Raw genomic sequence first — 18,751 nt, 5'->3', positions numbered from 1 at the left:
CGCATCGAGTGGATCTGGCCACAAAACTGAAACACGTTCTATAGTGAGCCGCATGTCAGTCCTCACCGCGGAGCAGCGCGCGCTCGCCGGGACGATCCGCTCCGGCGGCCGGAGCAGGGACGACCTGGCGGCCATCGGCGTGTTCGGCATCGGGGTGCCGGAGGAGCTGGGCGGCGCGGGCGGAACGGTCGCCGACGCCGTGGTGGCGGTCGAGGAGGCCGCGGCCGCGCTGGTGCCGGGGCCGGTGTTCGGGACGGTGCTGGCGGCGCTGGTGCTCGCGCGTCACGGCGAATCGCCGGTGGCGAAGGAGCTGCTCCCGGCGTTCGCGGACGGTTCGGCGAGCGCGGGGGTGGCGTTGTCGCCGGATGGGCCGGTGCTCGACGCGGACGCCACGCACGTCCTGGTGGCCGACGGTGACACCTGGAGCGTCCGCGAGTCCGGCGCGGAGGGGATCGAGTCGTTCGACCTGTCCCGCTCGTTCGGCCGGCTCCGCGACGGTGACGGGACGGTGTTCGAGGGCGGCGACCCGCGGATCTTCGCGGCGACGCTGGCCGCGGCCGAGGCGGCCGGGATCGCGCGGTGGTGCGTGGCGACGGCGGCGGAGTACGCGAAGGTGCGAGAGCAGTTCGGCCGGCCGATCGGGTCGTTCCAGGCGGTCAAGCACCTGTGCGCGGAGATGCTGTGCCGGGCCGAGCTGGCCGGGGCGCTGGCGTGGGACGCGGCCCGGGCGGCGGACGAGTCGCCGGAGCAGCACGAGTTCGCCGCGGCGGTCGCGGCTGCCGGGGCGCTGGACGCGGCGGTGGACACCGCGAAGGACTGCATCCAGGTGCTCGGCGGGATCGGCTTCACCTGGGAGCACGACGCGCACCGGTACCTGCGCCGCGCGGTGGCGCTGCGGCAGTGGCTGGGCGGTTCGGCGGCCTGGCGTCGCTCGGCAGCGTCGCTGGCGCTCGCGGGGGTGCGGCGGGACCTGGCGGTCGACCTGTCGGAGCACTTCGACCCGGCCGTGCGGGCCACCGTCGAGGAGATCGCCGCGCTGCCCGAGGGGGACCGGCGCGAGCGGCTGGCGTCCACCGGGTACCTGGTGCCGCACTGGCCCGCGCCCTACGGTCTGGACGCGACACCGGCGCAGCAGCTGGTGATCGACGCCGAACTGGCGCGGGCCGGGGTGCGGCGGCCCGATCTGGTGATCGGCGCCTGGGCCGTGCCGACCCTGCTGGAGCACGGCACGGACGAGCAGCGGCAGCGGTTCGTGCTGCCGACCCTGCGTGGCGAGCTGACCTGGTGCCAGCTGTTCAGCGAACCCGGCGCCGGTTCGGACCTGGCCTCGCTGCGCACGCGGGCCCGGCCGGTGGAGGGTGGGTTCGTGTTGTCCGGGCAGAAGGTCTGGACCTCGCTCGCGCGGGAGGCGGACTGGGCGATCTGCCTGGCGCGCACCGATCCGGACGCGCCCAAGCACCGGGGCATCACGTACTTCCTGGTCGACATGTCGTCGCCGGGGATCGACGTCCGGCCGTTGCGCGAGATCACCGGGGTGGAGCGGTTCAACGAGGTCTTCCTGGACGACGTGTTCGTCCCGGCGGAGAACGTGGTGGGCGAGGTGAACGGCGGCTGGCACCTGGCCCGGACGACGCTGGCGAACGAGCGCGTGGCGATGAGCGGGGGCTCGTCGGTGGGGGAGGCCGTGGAGACGCTGCTGGCGTCGGTGCGAGATCCGGACGGCGCGGTGCTGGAGCGGCTGGGCGCGCTGGTGGCGGAGGGGTCGGCGTGCGCGCTGCTCGACCTGCGCTCGACGCTGCGGCGGCTGGCCGGGCAGGACCCCGGGCCGGAGTCGAGCGTGCGGAAGCTGATCGGGGTGCGGCACCGGCAGGCCGCGGCCGAGGCCGCCCTGGAGCTGCTGGGCCCGCCGGGGGTGCTGGTGACCGGCGAGACCGCCCCGGTCCAGCACGAGTTCCTGCTGACGCGCTGCCTGAGCATCGCCGGCGGGACGACGCAGATCCTGCTGTCGGTGGCGGCGGAACGCCTGCTGGGGCTGCCGCGCTCCTGAAACTGTCGGTGGTCCCGCCTATGGTGATCACCGTGGAATGGACCGAGACGACCAGGGCGATCTTCGTGCCCTCGGACCCGCCCCGGGACGGTGTGCTCGCCGTCTGGGGTGACGAGCCGGGGCCGGTACCGGTCGAACTCGTGCTGCCCGCCGGCGCCGGCAAGTCCTTCCGCCGCACCAGGGTCGACGCGCACGTCCTCCCGCTCGCCGGCGCCATCCCGCGCCTGCTCGCCGTCAGCGACGGAAGCCCTTCGGTGCGGGCGTGGTCGGCGGCGGTCGCCGCGGGCCTGAACCTCGTCGCCCGCGGCCGGCTCCGGCGTCCGTCCGGTGTGGACAGCTGGCGCGCCGGGCCGCTCGACACCGCCGACGAGGACCTGCTGCGTGACCTGGCCGCCGCCCTGCCGCCCGAGGCGCACGCCCTCCCGCTGTCCGGCCTCAAGCGCATCCGCCTGCACTCGCCCGAAACGCTCGTCCGCGCGCTCTGGGACGCCACCGCCGACGTGCTCGGCCGCACCCCCGCGGCCCGCGTGGTCACCGACGGGCCCGCGTTCGGCGCGCAGATCCAGCTCCGCGTCGAGGTGCGTGAGACCGGCGACGACTTCGCGTTCACCGGCGTCCTCGCCGTGCGCAGCCGCGCCGACCCCAGCCTGGTCGTGGACGCGGCCGCGCTGTGGGACGCGCCGGAGGCCGTGTTGTCCCGCTTCGGTGAGCAGGTAGAGGCGCAGCTGCTCATCGGGCTGCGGCGCGGCGCCCGCGCGTGGGCTCCGCTGGGCCGCGTGCTCGACGCCGCCCCGCCCAGCGAGCTGACCCTGGACGACACCGAGGTCGTCGAGCTGCTCGACGGTGGCCGCGACGCCCTGGCGGCCGCCGGTGTCGAGGTGCTGTGGCCGCGCGGCGTGTTCGGCGAACCGCTGCGGGCCAAGGCGAGCGTGACGCCGTCGCCGGGCAGCGAGGGCGGGGCCGTGTTCCGGCTGACCGACCTGCTGCGGTTCCGCTGGCAGCTCAGCCTGGGCGGCGGAACCCTCAGCGAGGCCGAGGTCACCGCGCTCGCCGAGGCCAAGCGCCCGCTGGTGCGCCTGCGCGGGCAGTGGGTGCGCGCCGACTCCCACCTGCTGGCACGCCTGCGTCGCGCGCGCCCGGCTGTCACCGGCGCGCAGGCGCTGGCCGCGGCCCTGACCGGCGAGCTGCGGCTCGACGACGAGGAGCTGGACTTCGCCGCCCCGCCCGCGCTCGACCGTCTCGTGCACCGGTTGCGTGCCCCGGCCGGGCCGGTCGAGCCGGATCCGGAGTTGCAGGCCACGCTGCGGCCGTACCAGCGGACCGGGCTGTCGTGGCTGGTCCGGATGACCGAGCTGGGCCTCGGCGGTGTTCTCGCCGACGACATGGGCCTGGGCAAGACGATCCAGCTCATCGCCCTGCACCTGCACCGCCGCCCGTCGGGGCCGACGCTGGTGCTGTGCCCGACGTCGCTGCTGGGCAACTGGGAGCGTGAGTTCGCCCGGTTCGCGCCGAAGGTCCCGGTGCGGCGGTTCCACGGCGGGCGGCGGCACCTGGACGACCTGGCGCCCGACGAGGTCGTCCTCGCCACCTACGGTGTGCTGCGCCGCGACCGGGCGACGCTGTCCGAAGTGGACTGGGGGCTGGTCGCGGCCGACGAGGCGCAGCACGTCAAGAACCCGCTTTCGGTGACGGCGAAGGAACTCCGCAGGATCCCGGCCGCGGCGCGCGTCGCGTTGACCGGCACGCCGATGGAGAACCGGCTCACCGAACTGTGGTCCATTCTGGACTGGACGACGCCGGGGCTGCTCGGCACGCTGGAGCACTTCCGCCGCACGATCGCGCGCCCGGTCGAGCGCGACCGCGACGCCCGCGGTGCCGAACGCCTGGCCGCGACGGTGCGGCCGTTCCTGTTGCGGCGCCGCAAGACCGACCCGGACATCGCGCCGGAGCTGCCGCGCAAGACCGAGACCGACCGGTACGTGCCGCTGACCACCGAGCAGGCCACCCTGTACGAGGCGGTGGTGCGGGAGAACCTGGCGGTGATCCGCGAGTCGCGGGGCGTGCAGCGGCGCGGGCAGGTGCTCAAGCTGCTGACCGAGCTGAAGCAGATCTGCAACCACCCGGCGCAGTACCTCGCGGACAGCGGGCCGGTCGCCGGGCGGTCGGGCAAGCTCGCCGCGTTCGAGGAGCTGCTGGACGTGATCCTCGACGAGGGCGAGAGCGTGCTGGTGTTCAGCCAGTACGTGCGGCTGTGCCGGCTGCTGGAGGCGCGGCTGACCGAACGGGGGCTGCCGGTGCAGCTGCTCTCCGGTGCCGACTCGGTGCGGCAGCGGGAGGAGATGGTGGCGCGGTTCCAGCGCGGTGACGTGCCGGTGTTCCTGCTGTCGCTCAAGGCGGGCGGGGTCGGGCTGAACCTGACCCGCGCGACGCACGTCATCCACTACGACCGGTGGTGGAACCCGGCGGTGGAGGACCAGGCGACCGACCGGGCGTACCGGATCGGGCAGGACCGGCCGGTGCAGGTCCACCGGCTCATCGCGGAGGGCACGCTGGAGGAGCGGATCGCCGGGGTGCTCGCGGAGAAGCGCGGCCTGGCCGAACGCGTGATCGGCGCGGGGGAGGACTGGATCACGGAGCTGAGCGACGAGGAGCTGACGGAGCTCGTCCGCCTGGGGAAGCCGGGATGAGCGCGCGCAGGGGCCGCGGCCGGGGCTCTCGGCACCGTGATGAAGGCACCCATCGCGACGCGCGTCCACCTGGAGCGGGTGATCAACCTGGGGTTGCCCGGTCCACGCCCCAGTCCCACAGCGCTTGCAGCACCGGCCCCAGGCGCTCCCCGTCGGGGCTGAGCCGGTACCGGGTCCGGGGCGGCCGGCCGCGCTCGCGATGCCGTTCCACGACCCCGCTGCTCGTGAGGTGCGCCAGCCGCTCGGACAGGACCTTGTCCGACAGCGCGGGCAGCCGCTCCCGCAGTTCGCTGAACCCGAGCTCACCGCGCAGCAGCTCGCGGATCACCAGGGTCGTCCAGCGGCCGCGCAGGACATCCAGGGTCATCTCCACCGGGCAGGACGGCGTCGGTGCGCCCACTTCCGCGAGCGGATCCGCGGGCAGGCCCGGGCGGCTAACCGTTTGGTGAGTCACGGGGCGGTCTCCTAGCGTTCGCGGGCGTCGTCAACCGAAAGGATGGTCCACCATGCCACGCCCTCTCGCTGATCGCCCGGAAGACGTGCCCGCCGTGTTCGCCGAGCGGTTCAACACCGGTGACCCCGCCGCGATCGCCGAGCTGTACGAACCCGGCGCCGTGTTCGTCGCCTCGCCGGGCTCGCCGCTGACCGGCGCCGACGCGCATGCCGCCAACGCCCGGTTCCAGGCCCTCGGCGTGCCGATCACGGTCCGGCCGCGGCAGGTCTACGCCACCGGGGAGATCGCCCTCCTGATCGTGGACTGGGTGATCGACGGCACCGACCGCGAAGGCCGCCCGGTGCGCATCGACGGGACCGCCACCGACATCACCCGCCGCGGCGGCGACGGGCGGTGGCGCTACGTGGTGGACAACCCGTTCGGCCTCGCCGGCTAGCCCCGCTGGTCGCGCAGCCAGCGCAGGTACGTCCACTCCAGGAAGCGCTCCACCCCGCGCACCACGTGCGCCGACCGGATCGACGGGAACACGTCGAACGCGTGCTGCGCCCCCGGCAGCTCCGCGTACGCCACCGGCTGCTCGGACGTCTCCCGCAGGCGGCGGACGAACTCGTGCGCCTCCCGGACCGGCACCAGCGAATCGTGCGCGCCGTGGATCACGAAGAACGGCGGCGCCTTCTCGGTGATCCGGTCCAGCGGCGACGCGGCGATGTAGTCGTCCAGGAACCGCACCGGGTCCTTGCCCACCACGTACCTCGCCAGCAGCCCGTGCAGCCGCTGCTTGCTCGCCGGCGAACCGCTCGTCGCGGCGAAGTCGTACACGCCGTAGTGCGGGGCGCACGCCTGCACCGACGTGTCCGCCTCGGCGAAACCCGGCTGCAGGCCGGCGTCGTTCGGGGTCAGCGCCAGCAGCGCCGCCAGGTGACCGCCCGCCGAACCACCCGTCGCGGCCAGGAACGACGGGTCACCGCCGTACTCATGGATGTGCTCCCGGATCCACGCCACCGCTCGCTTCACCCCGACGATGTGGTCCGGCCAGTGCGCCTTCGGCGACAGCGGGTAGTTCACCGCCACGCACACCCACCCGCGCTGCGCCATGTGCAGCATCAGCGGGATGCCCTGGTGGTCCTTGCTGTCGATCATCCACGCGCCACCGTGGATCTGCAGCAGCACCGGCCGCCCCTCGACCGGCTCCCGCGGCCGGTAGATGTCCATCAGGAACCGCTTGCCGCCCGGCGCGTACGCCAGGTTGCGGTCCCGCCGCACGTCCGGGTTGCGCATCCGGAACGGCAGCACCAGTTGGCCCCACGGCGTCGCCAGGTCCTTCGCGTCCGGCGGCCGCGACAGGTCCGCCACGTACTCCGGCCCGAGCGCCTCGGCCAGCGCGTCCTCCACCGCGCCCCGGGCCCGCTGCGAGGTGACGATCAGCGACCCCAGCCCGGCGGCCGAGGCCGCGGCCAGGCCGAGCCCGACCCGGTCCGGCACCGACCGCGCACCGTGCCGCGCCAGGTGCGCCGCCGTGTCGGCCGCGGTCAGCGCGAGCAGGTGCGGCGCCAGTTCCCCGGTCAGCCACCCGGCGAAGAACGCGGGCACCGAGGCCCGCACCCCCGGCACCGGGCGGAGCGCGTTCGCGGTCAGGGCCAGCTGGATCGCCCGGCGGGTGAGGAAACGGGGTCGCATACTCCGTGATCGTAGTCAATCTCGCTTACCCTTATCAGGTGCGACCGCTGAGTGGACTCGACGCCAGTTTCCTGTACCTGGAAACGTCTTCGCAGGTGCTGCACGTGTGCGGACTGCTCACGCTGGACGGATCGACCATACCGGGCGGATATCGCTTCCCCGAGTTCAAGCGCGTGCTCGCCGAGCGCATCGCCGCGATCCCGGAGTTCCGCCGGAAACTGCACAATTCGCCGCTGAACTTCCTGCACCCGGTGTGGGTGGAGGACGACGCGTTCGACATCGACCACCACCTGCACCGGGTCGCCGTGCCCGCGCCCGGCGATCGCGAGACGCTGGCCGAGCTGTGCGCCCACTTCGCCGGGCAGCCGCTCAACCGCGGCCGCCCGCTGTGGGAGCTGTACGTGATCGAGGGCCTCCCGGACGACGGGGTCGCGGTGATGTTCAAGATGCACCACGCGACCGTCGACGGCGTCGGCGGCGCGAGCCTGATCGCCTACCTGGCCGGCCCCGAACCGGGTGAACTTCCGCCGTTGCCCGAGCCCGAGCGCAACCCCGCGCCGCCCTCGCACCTCGAGCTGCTCCGCACCAGCGTGCAGGAGCTGGCGCGGCGCCCGGTGGAGATGGCGAAGCTGCTGCCCGGCCTGGCCGGGATGGCGCCCCGCTGGCTCGGGCGCGCCCTGCGCCGCCAGGGCATGCCGGTGCCGTTCACCGCGCCGCGCACCTCGTTCAACTCGACCATCTCCAGCGTCCGCGCCATCGCCTACGGCACCGTCGAGCTGGACGACGTCAAGACCGTGAAGAACGCCTTCGGGGTGAAGGTGAACGACGTGATCCTGGCGTTGTGCGCGGGCGCGCTGCGCCGGTACCTCCAGGCGCGCGGCGAGCTGCCCACGGACCCGCTGGTGGCGACCGTCCCGGTGTCGACGCTGGACCGCACCAGCCAGGAGGGCGACAGCAACAACAAGGTGTCCGCGTTCTTCGCGACCCTGCCCACGCACCTGCCGGAGGCCGCCGCCCGGGTCTACGCGGTCGCGGAGAGCAACCGCCAGGCCAAGGAGCACCACCACTCGATCGACGCGGACATGCTGCAGGACTGGGCCCAGTTCGCCCCGTCCGGCCTGTTCGGGCTCGCGGTCCGGGCCTACTCCGCGCTGCGGCTGGCCGACAAGCACCCGGTGGTGCACAACCTGGTCGTCTCCAACGTGCCCGGCCCGCCGATGCCGCTGTACTTCGTCGGCGCGCGGATCACCGCGTTCTACCCGCTCGGCCCGGTGTTCCACGGCGCCGGGCTGAACGTGACCGTGCTGTCCTACGCGGGCAAGGTCGACATCGGCCTGCTCGCCGCGCGAGAACTCGTTCCAGATCTGTGGTCGCTGGCCGACGCGATGCGCGAGGAGATGACGGAACTGCTGCACGCGGCCTCGACCCTTGCCTGAACGCCACTCCTCGGCTAAGACTAGAACAGGTTTCAGTCTTGCTGCCGAGGAGCCGGTGTGGACTTCACCCTGGACGCGACCCAGGCCGAGATCGCCGCGCTGACCGCGGAGGTCCTGGCCCGGGATCCCGAGCACGCGTGGCCGGCGCTGGCGAAGGCCGGCCTGCTCGCGCTCGCCCTGCCGCCCGAGCTGGGCGGGGACGGGCTCGGGCCGGCCGAGGTCGCGGTGGTGCTGACCGAGGTGGGCCGGGCGGGCGCGCAGGTGCCCGCGCTCGCGGCCCTCGCGCTCGGGGTGCTGCCGCTGAACCGGCTGGGCGGGCCGGAGCAGCGGGCGCGGTGGCTGCCGGAGATCGCCTCCGGCGAGGTGGTCGTCACCGCCGCGCTGCACGAACCGTCCGCGCCGTTCGTCACGCAGCCGTCGACCGAGGCCGTGGCCGCGGACGGGGGCTGGGCGCTGACCGGCACGAAGACCCTGGTGCCGTCGTTGCCGGAGGCCCGGTGCGTGCTCGTGCCGGCCACGCTGCCGTGGGGCACCGGCGTGTTCCTCGTCGATCCCCGGGCCGACGGCGCGCAGGTGCACGGCACGTCGCTGCGCCTGTCCGGGGTTCGGGTGGGGGAGGCGGACCTGCTGCGTGACGGATCGGTGGCCGACCTGCACCGGTTCGCGCTCGCCGGTGCGGTCGCGCTCGGCGACGGCGCCGTGGCCGGGGCGCTCGCGCTGACCACCGAGCACGTGCGGCGGCGCGAGCAGTTCGGCCGTCCACTCGCGACGTTCCAGGCGGTCGCCCAGCAGATCGCCGACGTCTACATCACCTCCCGCACGCTGCACCTGGCCGCGTTGTCCGCCGTGTGGCGGCTCGCCGAGGGGCTCGATCCGGACGAGGACCTGGCCGTGGCCGCGTACTGGCTCGCCGAGGAGGCGCCCAAGGCGCTCGCGTCGTGCCACCACCTGCACGGCGGCCTGGGCGTCGACATCACCTACCCGCTGCACCGCCACTACGGGATGGTCAAGGAACTCGCCGTGGTCACCGGCGGCGCGAGCACGCGGCTGGACCGGCTCGGCGACCTGGTGGAGGGCTGATGCACATCGAACTGACCGCGTCGCAACGGAAACTGCGGGACGAGCTGCGCGAGTACTTCGCCGGGCTGATCACGCCGGAGGAGCGGCAGGCGCTGCTGCGGGAGCGGCACGGCGAGGTCTACCGCCGCATCGTGCGGCGCATGGGCAGCGACGGGCGGCTCGGCGCCGGGTGGCCCGAGGAGTACGGCGGCGGCGGGTTCGGCGACCTCGAACAGCACCTCTTCGCCGACGAGGCCGCCCGCGCCGACGTGCAGCTGCCGTCGGTGACGCTGCAGACCGTCGGGCCGACCCTGCAGGAGTACGGCACGCCCGAGCAGAAGGCGTTCTTCCTGCCGAAGATCCTCGCCGGCGAGGTGCACTTCGCGATCGGCTACACCGAACCCGGCGCCGGCACGGACCTGGCGTCCCTGCGCACCACCGCGGTGCGCGACGGCGAGTCCTATGTGGTCAACGGGCAGAAGATCTTCACCACCGGCGGCCACGACGCCGACTACATCTGGCTGGCCGTGCGCACCGATCCGGACGCGCCCAAGCACAAGGGCATCTCGATCCTCATCGTCGACACCAGCGACCCCGGCTACTCGTGGACGCCGATCATCACCTGCGACGGCGCGCACCACGTCAACGCCACCTACTACTCCGACGTCCGGGTGCCGGTGTCGATGCGCGTCGGCGAGGAGAACCAGGGCTGGAAGCTGATCACCACGCAGCTCAACCACGAGCGGGTCATGCTCGGCCCGGCCGGGCGGATCGGCGGGCTCTACGACCGGGTGCGCGCCTGGGCCGCCGCCCGGGACCTGCTCGGCGAGCCCGACGTGCGCCGCGCGCTGGGCGAGACGCTCGCCGTGGTGCGGATCAACGAGCTGCTCAACTGGCAGGTCGCGGCGGCGGACCTGGACATCGCGGACGCCTCGGCGACCAAGGTGTTCGGCTCGGACCGCATCCAGCGCGTGGCGCGGCTGATGGAGGGGATCGTGGCGCGGCACGGCGATCTGTCCGATCCGGACACCGCCGCGCTGGTGGAGTGGCTGGACGTGCTGGCGCGACGCAACATCGTGCTGACCTTCGGGGGTGGCGTGAACGAGATCCAGCGGGAACTGATCGCGATGGCCGGGCTGAAGCTGCCGAGGGTGCCGCGATGAGCGTCGAGGAGGCCGCGGCCCGGATCCGCGCCCAGGGCGAGTCGTCCCGGCGCCTGGCGCGCGATCCGGTCAACCAGGCGATGATCAACAACTGGGTCGAAGCGATCGGCGACGCCAACCCCCGGTACGCCGAGGGGATCGCGCCGCCGGCGATGGCCCAGGTGTGGACGATGAACGGCCTGCACGGGCAGCGCGCCGCGGACGACCCGCTGGGCGCGATGATGGCCGTGCTCGACGAGGCCGGGTACACGTCCGTGGTCGCGACGAACTCCGAGCAGACCTACCACCGCTACCTGCGGGTCGGCGAGCACGTGTCGGCCTCGACCGCGCTGGAGTCGGTGGTGGGGCCGAAGCGCACCGCGCTGGGCGAGGGCTGGTTCGTCACCACCCGCACGTCCTGGTACGTCGGCGACGAGCTGGTCGCCGACATGCTGTTCCGGGTGCTGAAGTTCGCGCCGCCGCCCTCGTCACCGGGTGCGTTGCGGCCGGTGATCAGCCGGGACACCGAGTTCTTCTGGGCGGGCACGAAGGCCGGTGAGCTGCGGATCCAGCGCTGGGGTGACGTGCTGCGGCACCCGCCCGGGCCGATGCCACCGGACGGCGACCTGGACGCGAAGCCGGACTGGGTGGTGGCGAGCGGGCGCGGCACCGTCTACAGCTACGTGGTGCACCACCGGCCGGCCGTGCCCGGCAAGCAGCTGCCGTTCGTGATCGCGCTGGTCGAGCTGGAGGAGGGCGTGCGGATGCTGGGCGAACTGGTCGGCGCGGATCCCGCGGAGGTCCACATCGGACTGCCGGTGACCGCGACGTTCCTGAAGGTGGACGACGACCTGACGCTGCCGGCCTGGCGGGTGGCGCGATGATCGCCGCCGGAACCGAGCTGCCCGAACTGGCCTTCGACGTCACGCCGACGTTCGTGATCAGCACGGCCCTGGCCACGCGGGACTTCCAGGACGTGCACCACGACCGGGACGCGGCGGTCGCGCGCGGGTCGAAGGACATCTTCCTCAACATCCTCACCGACACCGGCCTGGTGCAGCGGTTCGTCACCGACTGGGCGGGGCCGGACGCGCTGGTGCGCTCGATCAAGATCAAGCTGGGGGTGCCCTGCTACGCCGGGGACCGGCTGGTGTTCACCGGGCGGGTCGCGTCGGTGGACGGGCGGGTCGCGGTGGTCGAGGTGACCGGGACCGGTGGACTGGGGTCGCACGTGAGCGGCACGGTGACCGTGGAGCTGGCGGCATGACACTGTCGGGCAAGGCGGCGATCGCCGGGATCGGCGCGACGGAGTTCTCCAAGGACTCGGGGCGCAGCGAGCTGCGGCTGGCGGCCGAGGCGGTGCGGGCGGCACTGGACGACGCCGGGCTGCGCCCGTCCGATGTGGACGGACTGGTGTCGTTCACGATGGACGGCAACGCCGAGATCGCGGTGGCGCGGGAGCTGGGCATCCCGGAGCTGACGTTCTTCAGCCGCGTCCACTACGGCGGCGGTGCGGCGGCGGCGACGGTGCAGCAGGCGGCGATGGCGGTCGCCACCGGGGTGGCCGACGTGGTGGTGGCCTACCGGGCGTTCAACGAGCGGTCCGGGCACCGGTTCGGGCAGGTGTCGTCCGCGGCGGCCGGGCAGGTGAACTCGTCGGGGGTGGACAACGCGTTCCACTACCCGATGGGGCTGGCGACCCCGGCGGCCACCGTCGCGATGGTGGCTCAGCGGTACCTGCACGACTACGGTGCGTCGACCGAGGACTTCGGCCGGGTGGCGGTGCTGGACCGCAAGCACGCGGCGACGAACCCGGACGCGTGGTTCCACGGCAAGCCGATCACGCTGGCGGAGCACCAGGCGTCGCGGTGGATCGCCGAGCCGCTGCGGCTGCTGGACTGCTGCCAGGAGTCCGACGGCGGGGTCGCGCTGGTGATCACCAGCGTCGAGCGGGCCCGGGACCTGCGCCGCCCGCCCGCGGTGATCGCCGCGGCGGCGCAGGGCAGCGGGCCGGACCAGTACATCATGACCAGCTACTACCGGGACGAGCTGGCGGGACTGCCCGAGATGGGGGTGGTCGCGCGGCAGCTGTGGGCGCAGGCCGGGGCCGGGCCGGCGGACATGGATGTCGCCGTGCTGTACGACCACTTCACGCCGTACGTGCTGATGCAGCTGGAGGAGCTGGGGTTCTGCGGCCGCGGGGAGGCGCCCGGGTTCGTCGCGTCCGGGGCGCTGGAGCTGGACGGCTCACTGCCGCTCAACCCGCACGGCGGCCAGCTCGGCGAGGCGTACATCCACGGGATGAACGGCATCGCCGAGGGGGTCCGCCAGATCCGCGGGACGTCCTGCAACCAGGTGTCCTCGGTGTCGCACGTTCTGGTGACGGCCGGTACCGGTGTGCCGACGAGCGGGCTGGTGCTGGCTCAGTCGTAGCCGCGGATGAGGTGACTCTCGTCGTCGGCGAGGACCGTCTCGGGCGGGGTGTCGTCGTCGAGCATGGTGGGGTTGTCGGTGATCGGTTCGGTGGCCGGCATCGTCTTTCGTCCTTTCCTGACGTCGCCTACGGTCTGTGGTTCCCATCACAGTACGCAACCAAACACCGGCGATTTCCACTGGGCGGGGCCGGACCGGATGCGCCGTCTCGCGGTGTGGAATTCACCTCGATGACCTCTAGCGCACACACACGTTCATGGGCGAACTTGAGGACGTGCACATCCCGGCCGTGGTTGCGTGGAGCCTGACGGTGGCGTTCGCGATGCTGGCGGTGCCCAGCGTGGTCCGGCTGGTGCGCCTGGAGGCCGCCACCAGCGCCGACGCCCGCCAGCAGGACCTCGCCGAACTGCTGATGGTCCTGGCGATGCTCGCGATGGTCTCGCCGCTCGGGGGGCCCATTCCGGCGGCCGGGTGGCAGGCGATCCTCGTCCTCACGGCGGGCTGGTTCTTCGTCGCCGCGCTGCGGGGGCGGCGCTGCTGCGCCGTGCACCACCTGGTCTCCGCCGCGGCGATGCTGTACATGATCACCGCGATGCCCGGCCACGGCGACGGGCCCTGGATGTCCATGATGCCCGGCGAACTCGCCTGGCCGGTGCTCGCCCTGGCCGGGATCGCCTACTTCGCGGTCGACAGCGTCCGCGCCGGGATCATCGGCGCGCGCTGGGCCCGCACCGAGAGCCTGCGCGACCACCGCGCGGTCCGCCAGGTCTGCCGCGCCCTGATGGGCGCCGGCATGGCCTACATGCTGGTCACTGGCCTGTAGGCGCCAGCACCGCGTCCGCCAGCACCGGCGCGTCGCGTTCCACCGCCGTCGTCGTCAGCACCAGGCCCTCGTCCGCGCGCCAGACTCGCGTCCGCAGCGTCTCCCCGGGCAGCACGATTCCCGCGAACCGCGCCGAGAACGACTCCACCCGCGTGACGTCGGCGTCCAGCAGCGCGTCCGTGACCGCCTTGGCGACGATCCCGTACGTGCACAGCCCGTGCAGGATCGGTGCCTCGAACCCCGCCGATCGGGCGAACTCGGGGTCGATGTGCAGCGGGTTCCGGTCACCACACAGCCGGTAGATCAGCGCCTGCTGCGGCAGCGTCGGCGTGTCGATCACCGCGTCCGGCTCCCGTTCCGGCAGTTCCACGCGCGAAGACGAGCCGCGCGAGCCGCCGAACCCGCCCTCGCCCCGCGCGAAGATGCTCGACCGGGCCGTCCACAGGGGTGAACCGTCCGTGGACGTCACCGACGTCTCGTTGACGATCACCGCCGCCTTGCCCTTGTCCAGCACGTCCACGATCCGCGTCCGCGCCACGGCCTTGCCCTCGACCGGGATCGGCCGGTGCACGGTCACCGCCTGCGTCCCGTGCACCACCTTCGCCAGGTCGACCTCGATTCCCGGGAAGGACACCGCGGGCGGCTCGTAGATGCGCAGGTTCGCCGCCACCGTCGCGAACGTCGGCAGCACCCGCAGGTCCCGCTCGTAGGTGTAGCGCAGCTCCCGCGGATCGGCCGGCCGGGCGCCCGCGCCCAGCGCCAGGTGGTAGAGCAGCACGTCGGACGGCGTCCAGGCGAACGTCAGCTCGTCGAGCTCGGCACCGATGGCGACGTCGGGATCGATGGGCAACGCGGGCACTCCTACTCGTAGGTGACCGACACCTCGTCGGTCAACGGTACCGACTGGCACGCCAGCACGATGCCGTCGGCGATGTCCTCGGAATCCAGGACCTCGTTGTGCAGCATCTTCACCTCACCGGACACGATCCGGCACGCGCACGCGCTGCACTGGCCCTCGCGGCACGAGTACGGCGCGTCCAGACCGCGGGCCAGCAGGAAGTCCAGCAGCTTCTCCTGACGCGGCCAGGAGAACGAGTGCTGCGCGCCGTCCAGGTCGACCTGCAACGCCGTCGTGCCGGCCTCTTCCGATGCGGCTGCCTCGGCCCTGTCCTCGAAGGGATTGCCGCCCAGCGACACGAACCGCTCCAGGTGGATCCGCTGGCGCGGCATCCCGAGGTCCTTCACCGCCTGCTTCCCGGCCGTCATGAACGCCTCGGGCCCGCACAGGAACGCGTCGAACTTCGCGTAGGGCCGGACCAGCTCGCGCAGCTGCGTCACCGACGGCAACCCCTGCACGCTCTCCAGCCAGTGCACCACGACCAGCCGCTCCGGATGCTCCCGCGCCAGAGCCGCCAGCTCGGACGCGAAGATCACCGACTTCTCGTCCCGGTTGGCGTACACCAGCACGATCCGCCCGCCGCCGGAAGCCAGCGCGGACTTCAGGATCGACATCACCGGCGTGATGCCACTGCCCCCGGCCATCAGCAGCAGGTCGGCGTCCAGCGATTCGGGCGTGAACACCCCGGCCGGCGCCAGCACATCCACAGTGGACCCGGCGGAGACGTTGTCGCACAACCAGTTCGACCCGTACCCGCCGTCGGTGCGCTTCACCGTCACCTTGAGTCGCGCGCCCTCGTGCGGCGCGCTGGACAGCGAATAGCACCGCGCCGCCTCACCCGCGCGCAGCGTCAGGAACTGCCCGGGCCGGTAGGAGAACTTCGCGGCGTGCTCCTCCGGCACGTCGAACACGATCGACGACGCCTCGGCCGTCTCCGCGATCACCTCGGCGACGGTCAGCGTGTAGCTATCCGGCATCGAGAACCCCGAACTCCCCGTCCCGCACCGCCCCGTCGATGCTGTCCACCAGCTTCGGGCAGGTGTCCAGCAGCGCGGTGGTGCGCCCCTCGGCCACCTCCCGCGCGAACACCGGGCAGCTGCCCGCGTCGGTGGTCCACTGGATGCTGGTGTGCTTGACGCTGTTCTTCTTCACCAGCACCCGCGTGCCGCACGACGCGCACGCGTGCGGCCGCAGGCCACCGGCGAGGAACTCGGTGCGCTCGGCGGTGGTCATCCGGCGACCCCCGCCTCCTGCTGCCGGGCCAGGTTCTCGGCCACCTCCCGCGCCCACACCTCGTTGGCCTTGGTGGTGTCCACCTCGAACTCGAACCGCCGCGTCATGTCCTCGGTGACGTCCTCGACGTCGGTGTAGAACTGCTCGTACCAGCGGCGCAGCTGGTAGACCGGGCCGTCCTCCTCGCACAGCAGCGGGTTGTCGATGCGGGTCTTGTTCTTCCAGATCTCCACGTCCTGCCGGAACCCGACACCGATGCTCTTGGCGAACTTGCCGGCGATCTTGTCCGCCTGCTCGTCCGACACGCCCGGCAGCTTCTTCACGCTCACGCCCCACTGCAGCACGAACGAGGTCGGCGTCACCGGGTAGTGGCAGTTGATCAGCACGTTCTCGATCTCGAAGCCCTTGTACGTGTTCAGCAGCGTGTTGATCATGTACGACGGCCCGAAGTAGGACGCCTCCGAGCGCAGCAGGTTGTCCTCGCCGCCGTAGTTGGACGCCATCCCGACGTCCGGGCGGCCCTTGGTGTTGAGGTACTGCGTCGCGATGTGGCCCTCGAACACGTTCTTGAAGTAGGTCGGGAACGCGTAGTGGATGTAGAAGAAGTGGGCCATGTCGACCATGTTGTCGATGATCTCGCGGCAGTTGGACCCCTCGATCAGCACCGAGTCCCAGGTCCAGTTGCTCCACTCGCCGCTGAAGATGCCGTCGATGCGGGGGATCACGACGTCCGGCGGCGGCGGGTTGCCCTGCGGGTCGTGCCACACGAACAGCTGCTTGTTCTCCTCCAGCGTGATCCACGACCGGGTGCGGGCCCGCAGCGGAACCCGTTTGGCGTAGGGGATCGACACGCACTTGCCGTTGCCGCCCCAGCGCCAGTCGTGGAACGGGCAGGCGACCTCGTTGCCCTTGACGCTGCCCTGGCTCAGGTCGCCGCCCATGTGGCGGCAGTAGGCGTCCAGGACGTTGAGCTTGCCGTCCTCGCCGGCGAACACCACGAGCTTGGTGCCGAACGCGTTGACGGCGTGCGGTTTCCCGTCGCGGAACGTCTCGGCCAGGCCCAGGCAGTGCCAGCCGCGGGCGAACCGCGCCGGCGGCGCACCCGCGTCGATCGTGCGGACTTCAGTCATCATCGACCTCCAGTGCGATTCTGGGTGGCCAGGTGGCGTGAGGCAAGGAACCCGAAGACCATGGCCGGTCCGATCGTGGCGCCGGGCCCGGCGTAGGTGTGTCCCATGACCGCGGCGCTGGTGTTCCCGGCCGCGTACAACCCGGGGATCACCGACCCGTCCGCGCGCAGCACGCGGGCGTGGGTGTCGGTGCGCAGCCCGCCCTTCGTGCCCAGGTCACCGGGCACGATCTTGACCGCGTAGAACGGGGCCTTCTCGAGCGGGCCGAGGCTGGGGTTCGGCTTGTGGCGGGGGTCGCCGTAATAGTGGTCGTAGGCACTGCGCCCGCGGTGGAAGTCCTCGTCGGCACCGCGCCGGGCGAAACCGTTGAACCGCTCGACGGTGGCCTCCAACGCCGCCGTCGGCACCTCGATGCGGGCGGCCAGCTCCGCCAGGGTGGGCGCCTTGGCCACGATCCCGGCCTGGAACCAGCGCCCGGGCAGCTTCTGCCGCGGCCCGACGCCGGTGAACATGTACCGGTCGCGGTAGCGCTGGTCGAAGATCAGCCAGGTGGGGATGTTCTCGGCGGGCCCGTCGCCCGGCCCGTACATCGCGTGCACGGCCTCGACGTAGGGCGCCGACTCGTTGACGAACCGCTCACCACGGGCGTTGACCAGGATGCAGCCGGGCCGCGAACGCTCGGCGAGGGCGAACCACGGACCACCGGTCAGCGGGATCGTCGGGCCCCACCACGCGTCGTCCATCAGGGCGACCGACGCGCCGAGCTTGAGCCCGGCGGTGATCCCGTCGCCGGTGTTGGCCTTCGCGCCCACGGTCCACTCGGTGCCGATCGGGCTGCGCTGGTACTTCGCGCGCATTTCCTCGTTGTGCTCGAACCCGCCGGCGGCGAGCACCACCCCCAGGCGCGCCCGCACGATCTCCTCCCGCCCGTCCCGCCGGACGACCACACCGGTGACCCGGTCGTCCTCCGTGACCAGGTCGACCAGCGGAGTCTCCAGCCACACCGGCACGCCGGCGCGCAGCAGCCCGGCCCGCAGCCCGGCGGCCAGCGCCTGGCCCATCGACAGCAGCCGCTTGCCGCGGGCCAGCCCGGCGAGCCAGCGCGCGCCGATGCGCAGGACCCGCAGCGGCCCCTTCGGGTGCCGGGCGAGCAGGCTCAGCCAGCGGTAGTCCGCCTGGGTGATCGGCACGCCGAGCGGCGCGCCGCTGTAGGGCGGTTCGAGGTTGGCCAGTTCGGCGCCGAGCAGCTTGCCGTCGAACGGCTTGGGTTCCACCGAGCGGCCACCGGCCCGGCCGCCGGGCGCCTCGGGGTGGTAGTCGGAGTAGCCGGGCACCCACTGCAGGCGCAGCGGCGTGACCCGGTGCACGAACGACACCACCTCGGGGCCGTGGTCGAGGAACGCCTGCCGCAGCTCGGCGGGCACCACGTCGCCGACGATGGCCTCCAGGTAGGCCCGCGCCGCTTCCGGCGTGTCCTCGACTCCGGCCGCGCGCAGCGCCTCGTTGCCCGGGATCCACACCCCGCCACCCGATCGGGCCGTGGATCCCCCGAACTTGGCCGCCTTCTCGACCACCACCACGGACAGGCCGGCGTCGGCGGCCGCGAGGGCGGCGGTCAGGCCGGCCGCGCCGCTGCCGGCCACCACGACGTCGAACTCGTCGGTCATGCCACCTCCGCTGTAACACGTTCCACATTGCGCAGCGCCTGTTCGTCGGCCCGTCAGTCACGATA

General features: G+C 72.6%; 17 protein-coding genes. 10 read left to right on the top strand and 7 right to left on the bottom strand.

Going from position 1 to position 18,751, the window contains the following annotated elements; translation table 11 throughout:
* The first annotated feature begins 52 nt into the window (after window positions 1-52).
* Both L1857_RS27035 and L1857_RS27030 read left to right on the top strand, forming a co-directional pair.
* Window positions 53-2,047, top strand: coding sequence for an acyl-CoA dehydrogenase family protein (locus L1857_RS27035; RefSeq protein ID WP_249466656.1), 1,995 nt, complete (start codon window positions 53-55; stop codon window positions 2,045-2,047).
* A 23-nt stretch (window positions 2,048-2,070) separates the two neighbouring features.
* Window positions 2,071-4,734, top strand: a complete 2,664-nt coding sequence (locus L1857_RS27030; protein WP_249467489.1) for a DEAD/DEAH box helicase — start codon at window positions 2,071-2,073, stop codon at window positions 4,732-4,734.
* An 82-nt stretch (window positions 4,735-4,816) separates the two neighbouring features.
* Here L1857_RS27030 and L1857_RS27025 read toward each other — a convergent pair whose 3' ends face one another.
* Window positions 4,817-5,134 carry a winged helix-turn-helix transcriptional regulator gene (locus L1857_RS27025; RefSeq protein ID WP_233157481.1) on the bottom strand — a complete coding sequence of 106 codons (318 nt, stop codon included), beginning with the start codon at window positions 5,132-5,134 and terminating at the stop codon, window positions 4,817-4,819.
* A 106-nt stretch (window positions 5,135-5,240) separates the two neighbouring features.
* Here L1857_RS27025 and L1857_RS27020 point away from each other — a divergent pair, with 106 nt between their 5' ends.
* Window positions 5,241-5,624, top strand: a complete 384-nt coding sequence (locus L1857_RS27020; protein ID WP_116109921.1) for a YybH family protein — start codon at window positions 5,241-5,243, stop codon at window positions 5,622-5,624.
* Here L1857_RS27020 and L1857_RS27015 read toward each other — a convergent pair.
* Window positions 5,621-6,865: an alpha/beta hydrolase gene (locus L1857_RS27015; protein WP_116109920.1), complete on the bottom strand. Its 1,245-nt coding sequence runs from the start codon at window positions 6,863-6,865 to the stop codon at window positions 5,621-5,623. The genes L1857_RS27020 and L1857_RS27015 overlap by 4 nt on opposite strands.
* A 38-nt stretch (window positions 6,866-6,903) precedes the next feature.
* Between L1857_RS27015 and L1857_RS27010 the strand changes: the two genes are divergently transcribed.
* The 7 genes from L1857_RS27010 (at window position 6,904) to L1857_RS26980 (ending at window position 13,758) form a co-directional block, all read left to right on the top strand.
* Window positions 6,904-8,301, top strand: coding sequence for a WS/DGAT/MGAT family O-acyltransferase (locus L1857_RS27010; RefSeq protein ID WP_094008258.1), 1,398 nt, complete (start codon window positions 6,904-6,906; stop codon window positions 8,299-8,301).
* A 57-nt stretch (window positions 8,302-8,358) separates the two neighbouring features.
* A complete protein-coding gene (locus tag L1857_RS27005; RefSeq protein ID WP_116109918.1) occupies window positions 8,359-9,381 on the top strand; it encodes an acyl-CoA dehydrogenase family protein in 1,023 nt (340 codons plus the stop codon).
* Complete coding sequence (locus L1857_RS27000) at window positions 9,381-10,523, top strand: acyl-CoA dehydrogenase family protein (protein WP_249466653.1); 1,143 nt, start codon at window positions 9,381-9,383, stop codon at window positions 10,521-10,523. The genes L1857_RS27005 and L1857_RS27000 overlap by 1 nt, the downstream gene beginning before the upstream one ends.
* Window positions 10,520-11,386 (top strand): bifunctional MaoC family dehydratase N-terminal/OB-fold nucleic acid binding domain-containing protein, encoded by an 867-nt coding sequence (locus L1857_RS26995; RefSeq protein WP_116109916.1) that lies wholly within the window; start codon window positions 10,520-10,522, stop codon window positions 11,384-11,386. The genes L1857_RS27000 and L1857_RS26995 overlap by 4 nt, the downstream gene beginning before the upstream one ends.
* Window positions 11,383-11,769 carry a MaoC family dehydratase gene (locus L1857_RS26990; RefSeq protein WP_094008254.1) on the top strand — a complete coding sequence of 129 codons (387 nt, stop codon included), beginning with the start codon at window positions 11,383-11,385 and terminating at the stop codon, window positions 11,767-11,769. Before L1857_RS26995 ends, L1857_RS26990 begins: the two co-directional genes overlap by 4 nt.
* On the top strand, window positions 11,766-12,935 hold the full coding sequence (locus L1857_RS26985) for a lipid-transfer protein (protein ID WP_249466651.1): 1,170 nt from the start codon (window positions 11,766-11,768) through the stop codon (window positions 12,933-12,935). Before L1857_RS26990 ends, L1857_RS26985 begins: the two co-directional genes overlap by 4 nt.
* Window positions 12,936-13,191: 256 nt before the next feature.
* Window positions 13,192-13,758, top strand: coding sequence for a DUF5134 domain-containing protein (locus tag L1857_RS26980; protein ID WP_094008252.1), 567 nt, complete (start codon window positions 13,192-13,194; stop codon window positions 13,756-13,758).
* On the opposite strand, the gene L1857_RS26975 is transcribed toward L1857_RS26980, so the two are convergent.
* From L1857_RS26975 to kstD, 5 genes are read right to left on the bottom strand one after another with little or no spacing between them, the layout of a single operon-like run.
* Window positions 13,745-14,608 (bottom strand): MaoC/PaaZ C-terminal domain-containing protein, encoded by an 864-nt coding sequence (locus tag L1857_RS26975; protein ID WP_094008318.1) that lies wholly within the window; start codon window positions 14,606-14,608, stop codon window positions 13,745-13,747. The two genes, L1857_RS26980 and L1857_RS26975, sit on opposite strands and share 14 nt — an antisense overlap.
* Window positions 14,609-14,619: 11 nt before the next feature.
* The gene (locus L1857_RS26970; RefSeq protein ID WP_116109913.1) at window positions 14,620-15,633 is read right to left on the bottom strand and encodes a ferredoxin--NADP reductase; all 1,014 of its coding nucleotides are present in this window, start codon (window positions 15,631-15,633) and stop codon (window positions 14,620-14,622) included.
* Window positions 15,623-15,889 carry a hypothetical protein gene (locus L1857_RS26965; RefSeq protein ID WP_094008250.1) on the bottom strand — a complete coding sequence of 89 codons (267 nt, stop codon included), beginning with the start codon at window positions 15,887-15,889 and terminating at the stop codon, window positions 15,623-15,625. Before L1857_RS26965 ends, L1857_RS26970 begins: the two co-directional genes overlap by 11 nt.
* Window positions 15,886-17,022, bottom strand: a complete 1,137-nt coding sequence (locus L1857_RS26960; RefSeq protein WP_429727870.1) for a 3-ketosteroid-9-alpha-monooxygenase, oxygenase component — start codon at window positions 17,020-17,022, stop codon at window positions 15,886-15,888. Before L1857_RS26960 ends, L1857_RS26965 begins: the two co-directional genes overlap by 4 nt.
* Window positions 17,019-18,686: a 3-oxosteroid 1-dehydrogenase gene (gene kstD, locus L1857_RS26955; RefSeq protein ID WP_249466648.1), complete on the bottom strand. Its 1,668-nt coding sequence runs from the start codon at window positions 18,684-18,686 to the stop codon at window positions 17,019-17,021. The genes L1857_RS26960 and kstD overlap by 4 nt, the downstream gene beginning before the upstream one ends.
* Between the last annotated feature and the right edge of the window lie 65 nt (window positions 18,687-18,751).

Origin of the sequence: Amycolatopsis thermalba, from assembly GCF_023376025.1 — a bacterium.
In the GTDB taxonomy this organism is placed as follows: domain Bacteria; phylum Actinomycetota; class Actinomycetes; order Mycobacteriales; family Pseudonocardiaceae; genus Amycolatopsis_E; species Amycolatopsis_E thermalba.
The sequence above is the reverse complement of the archived record's forward strand: the minus strand, read 5'-3'. Positions and strand labels throughout refer to the sequence as shown.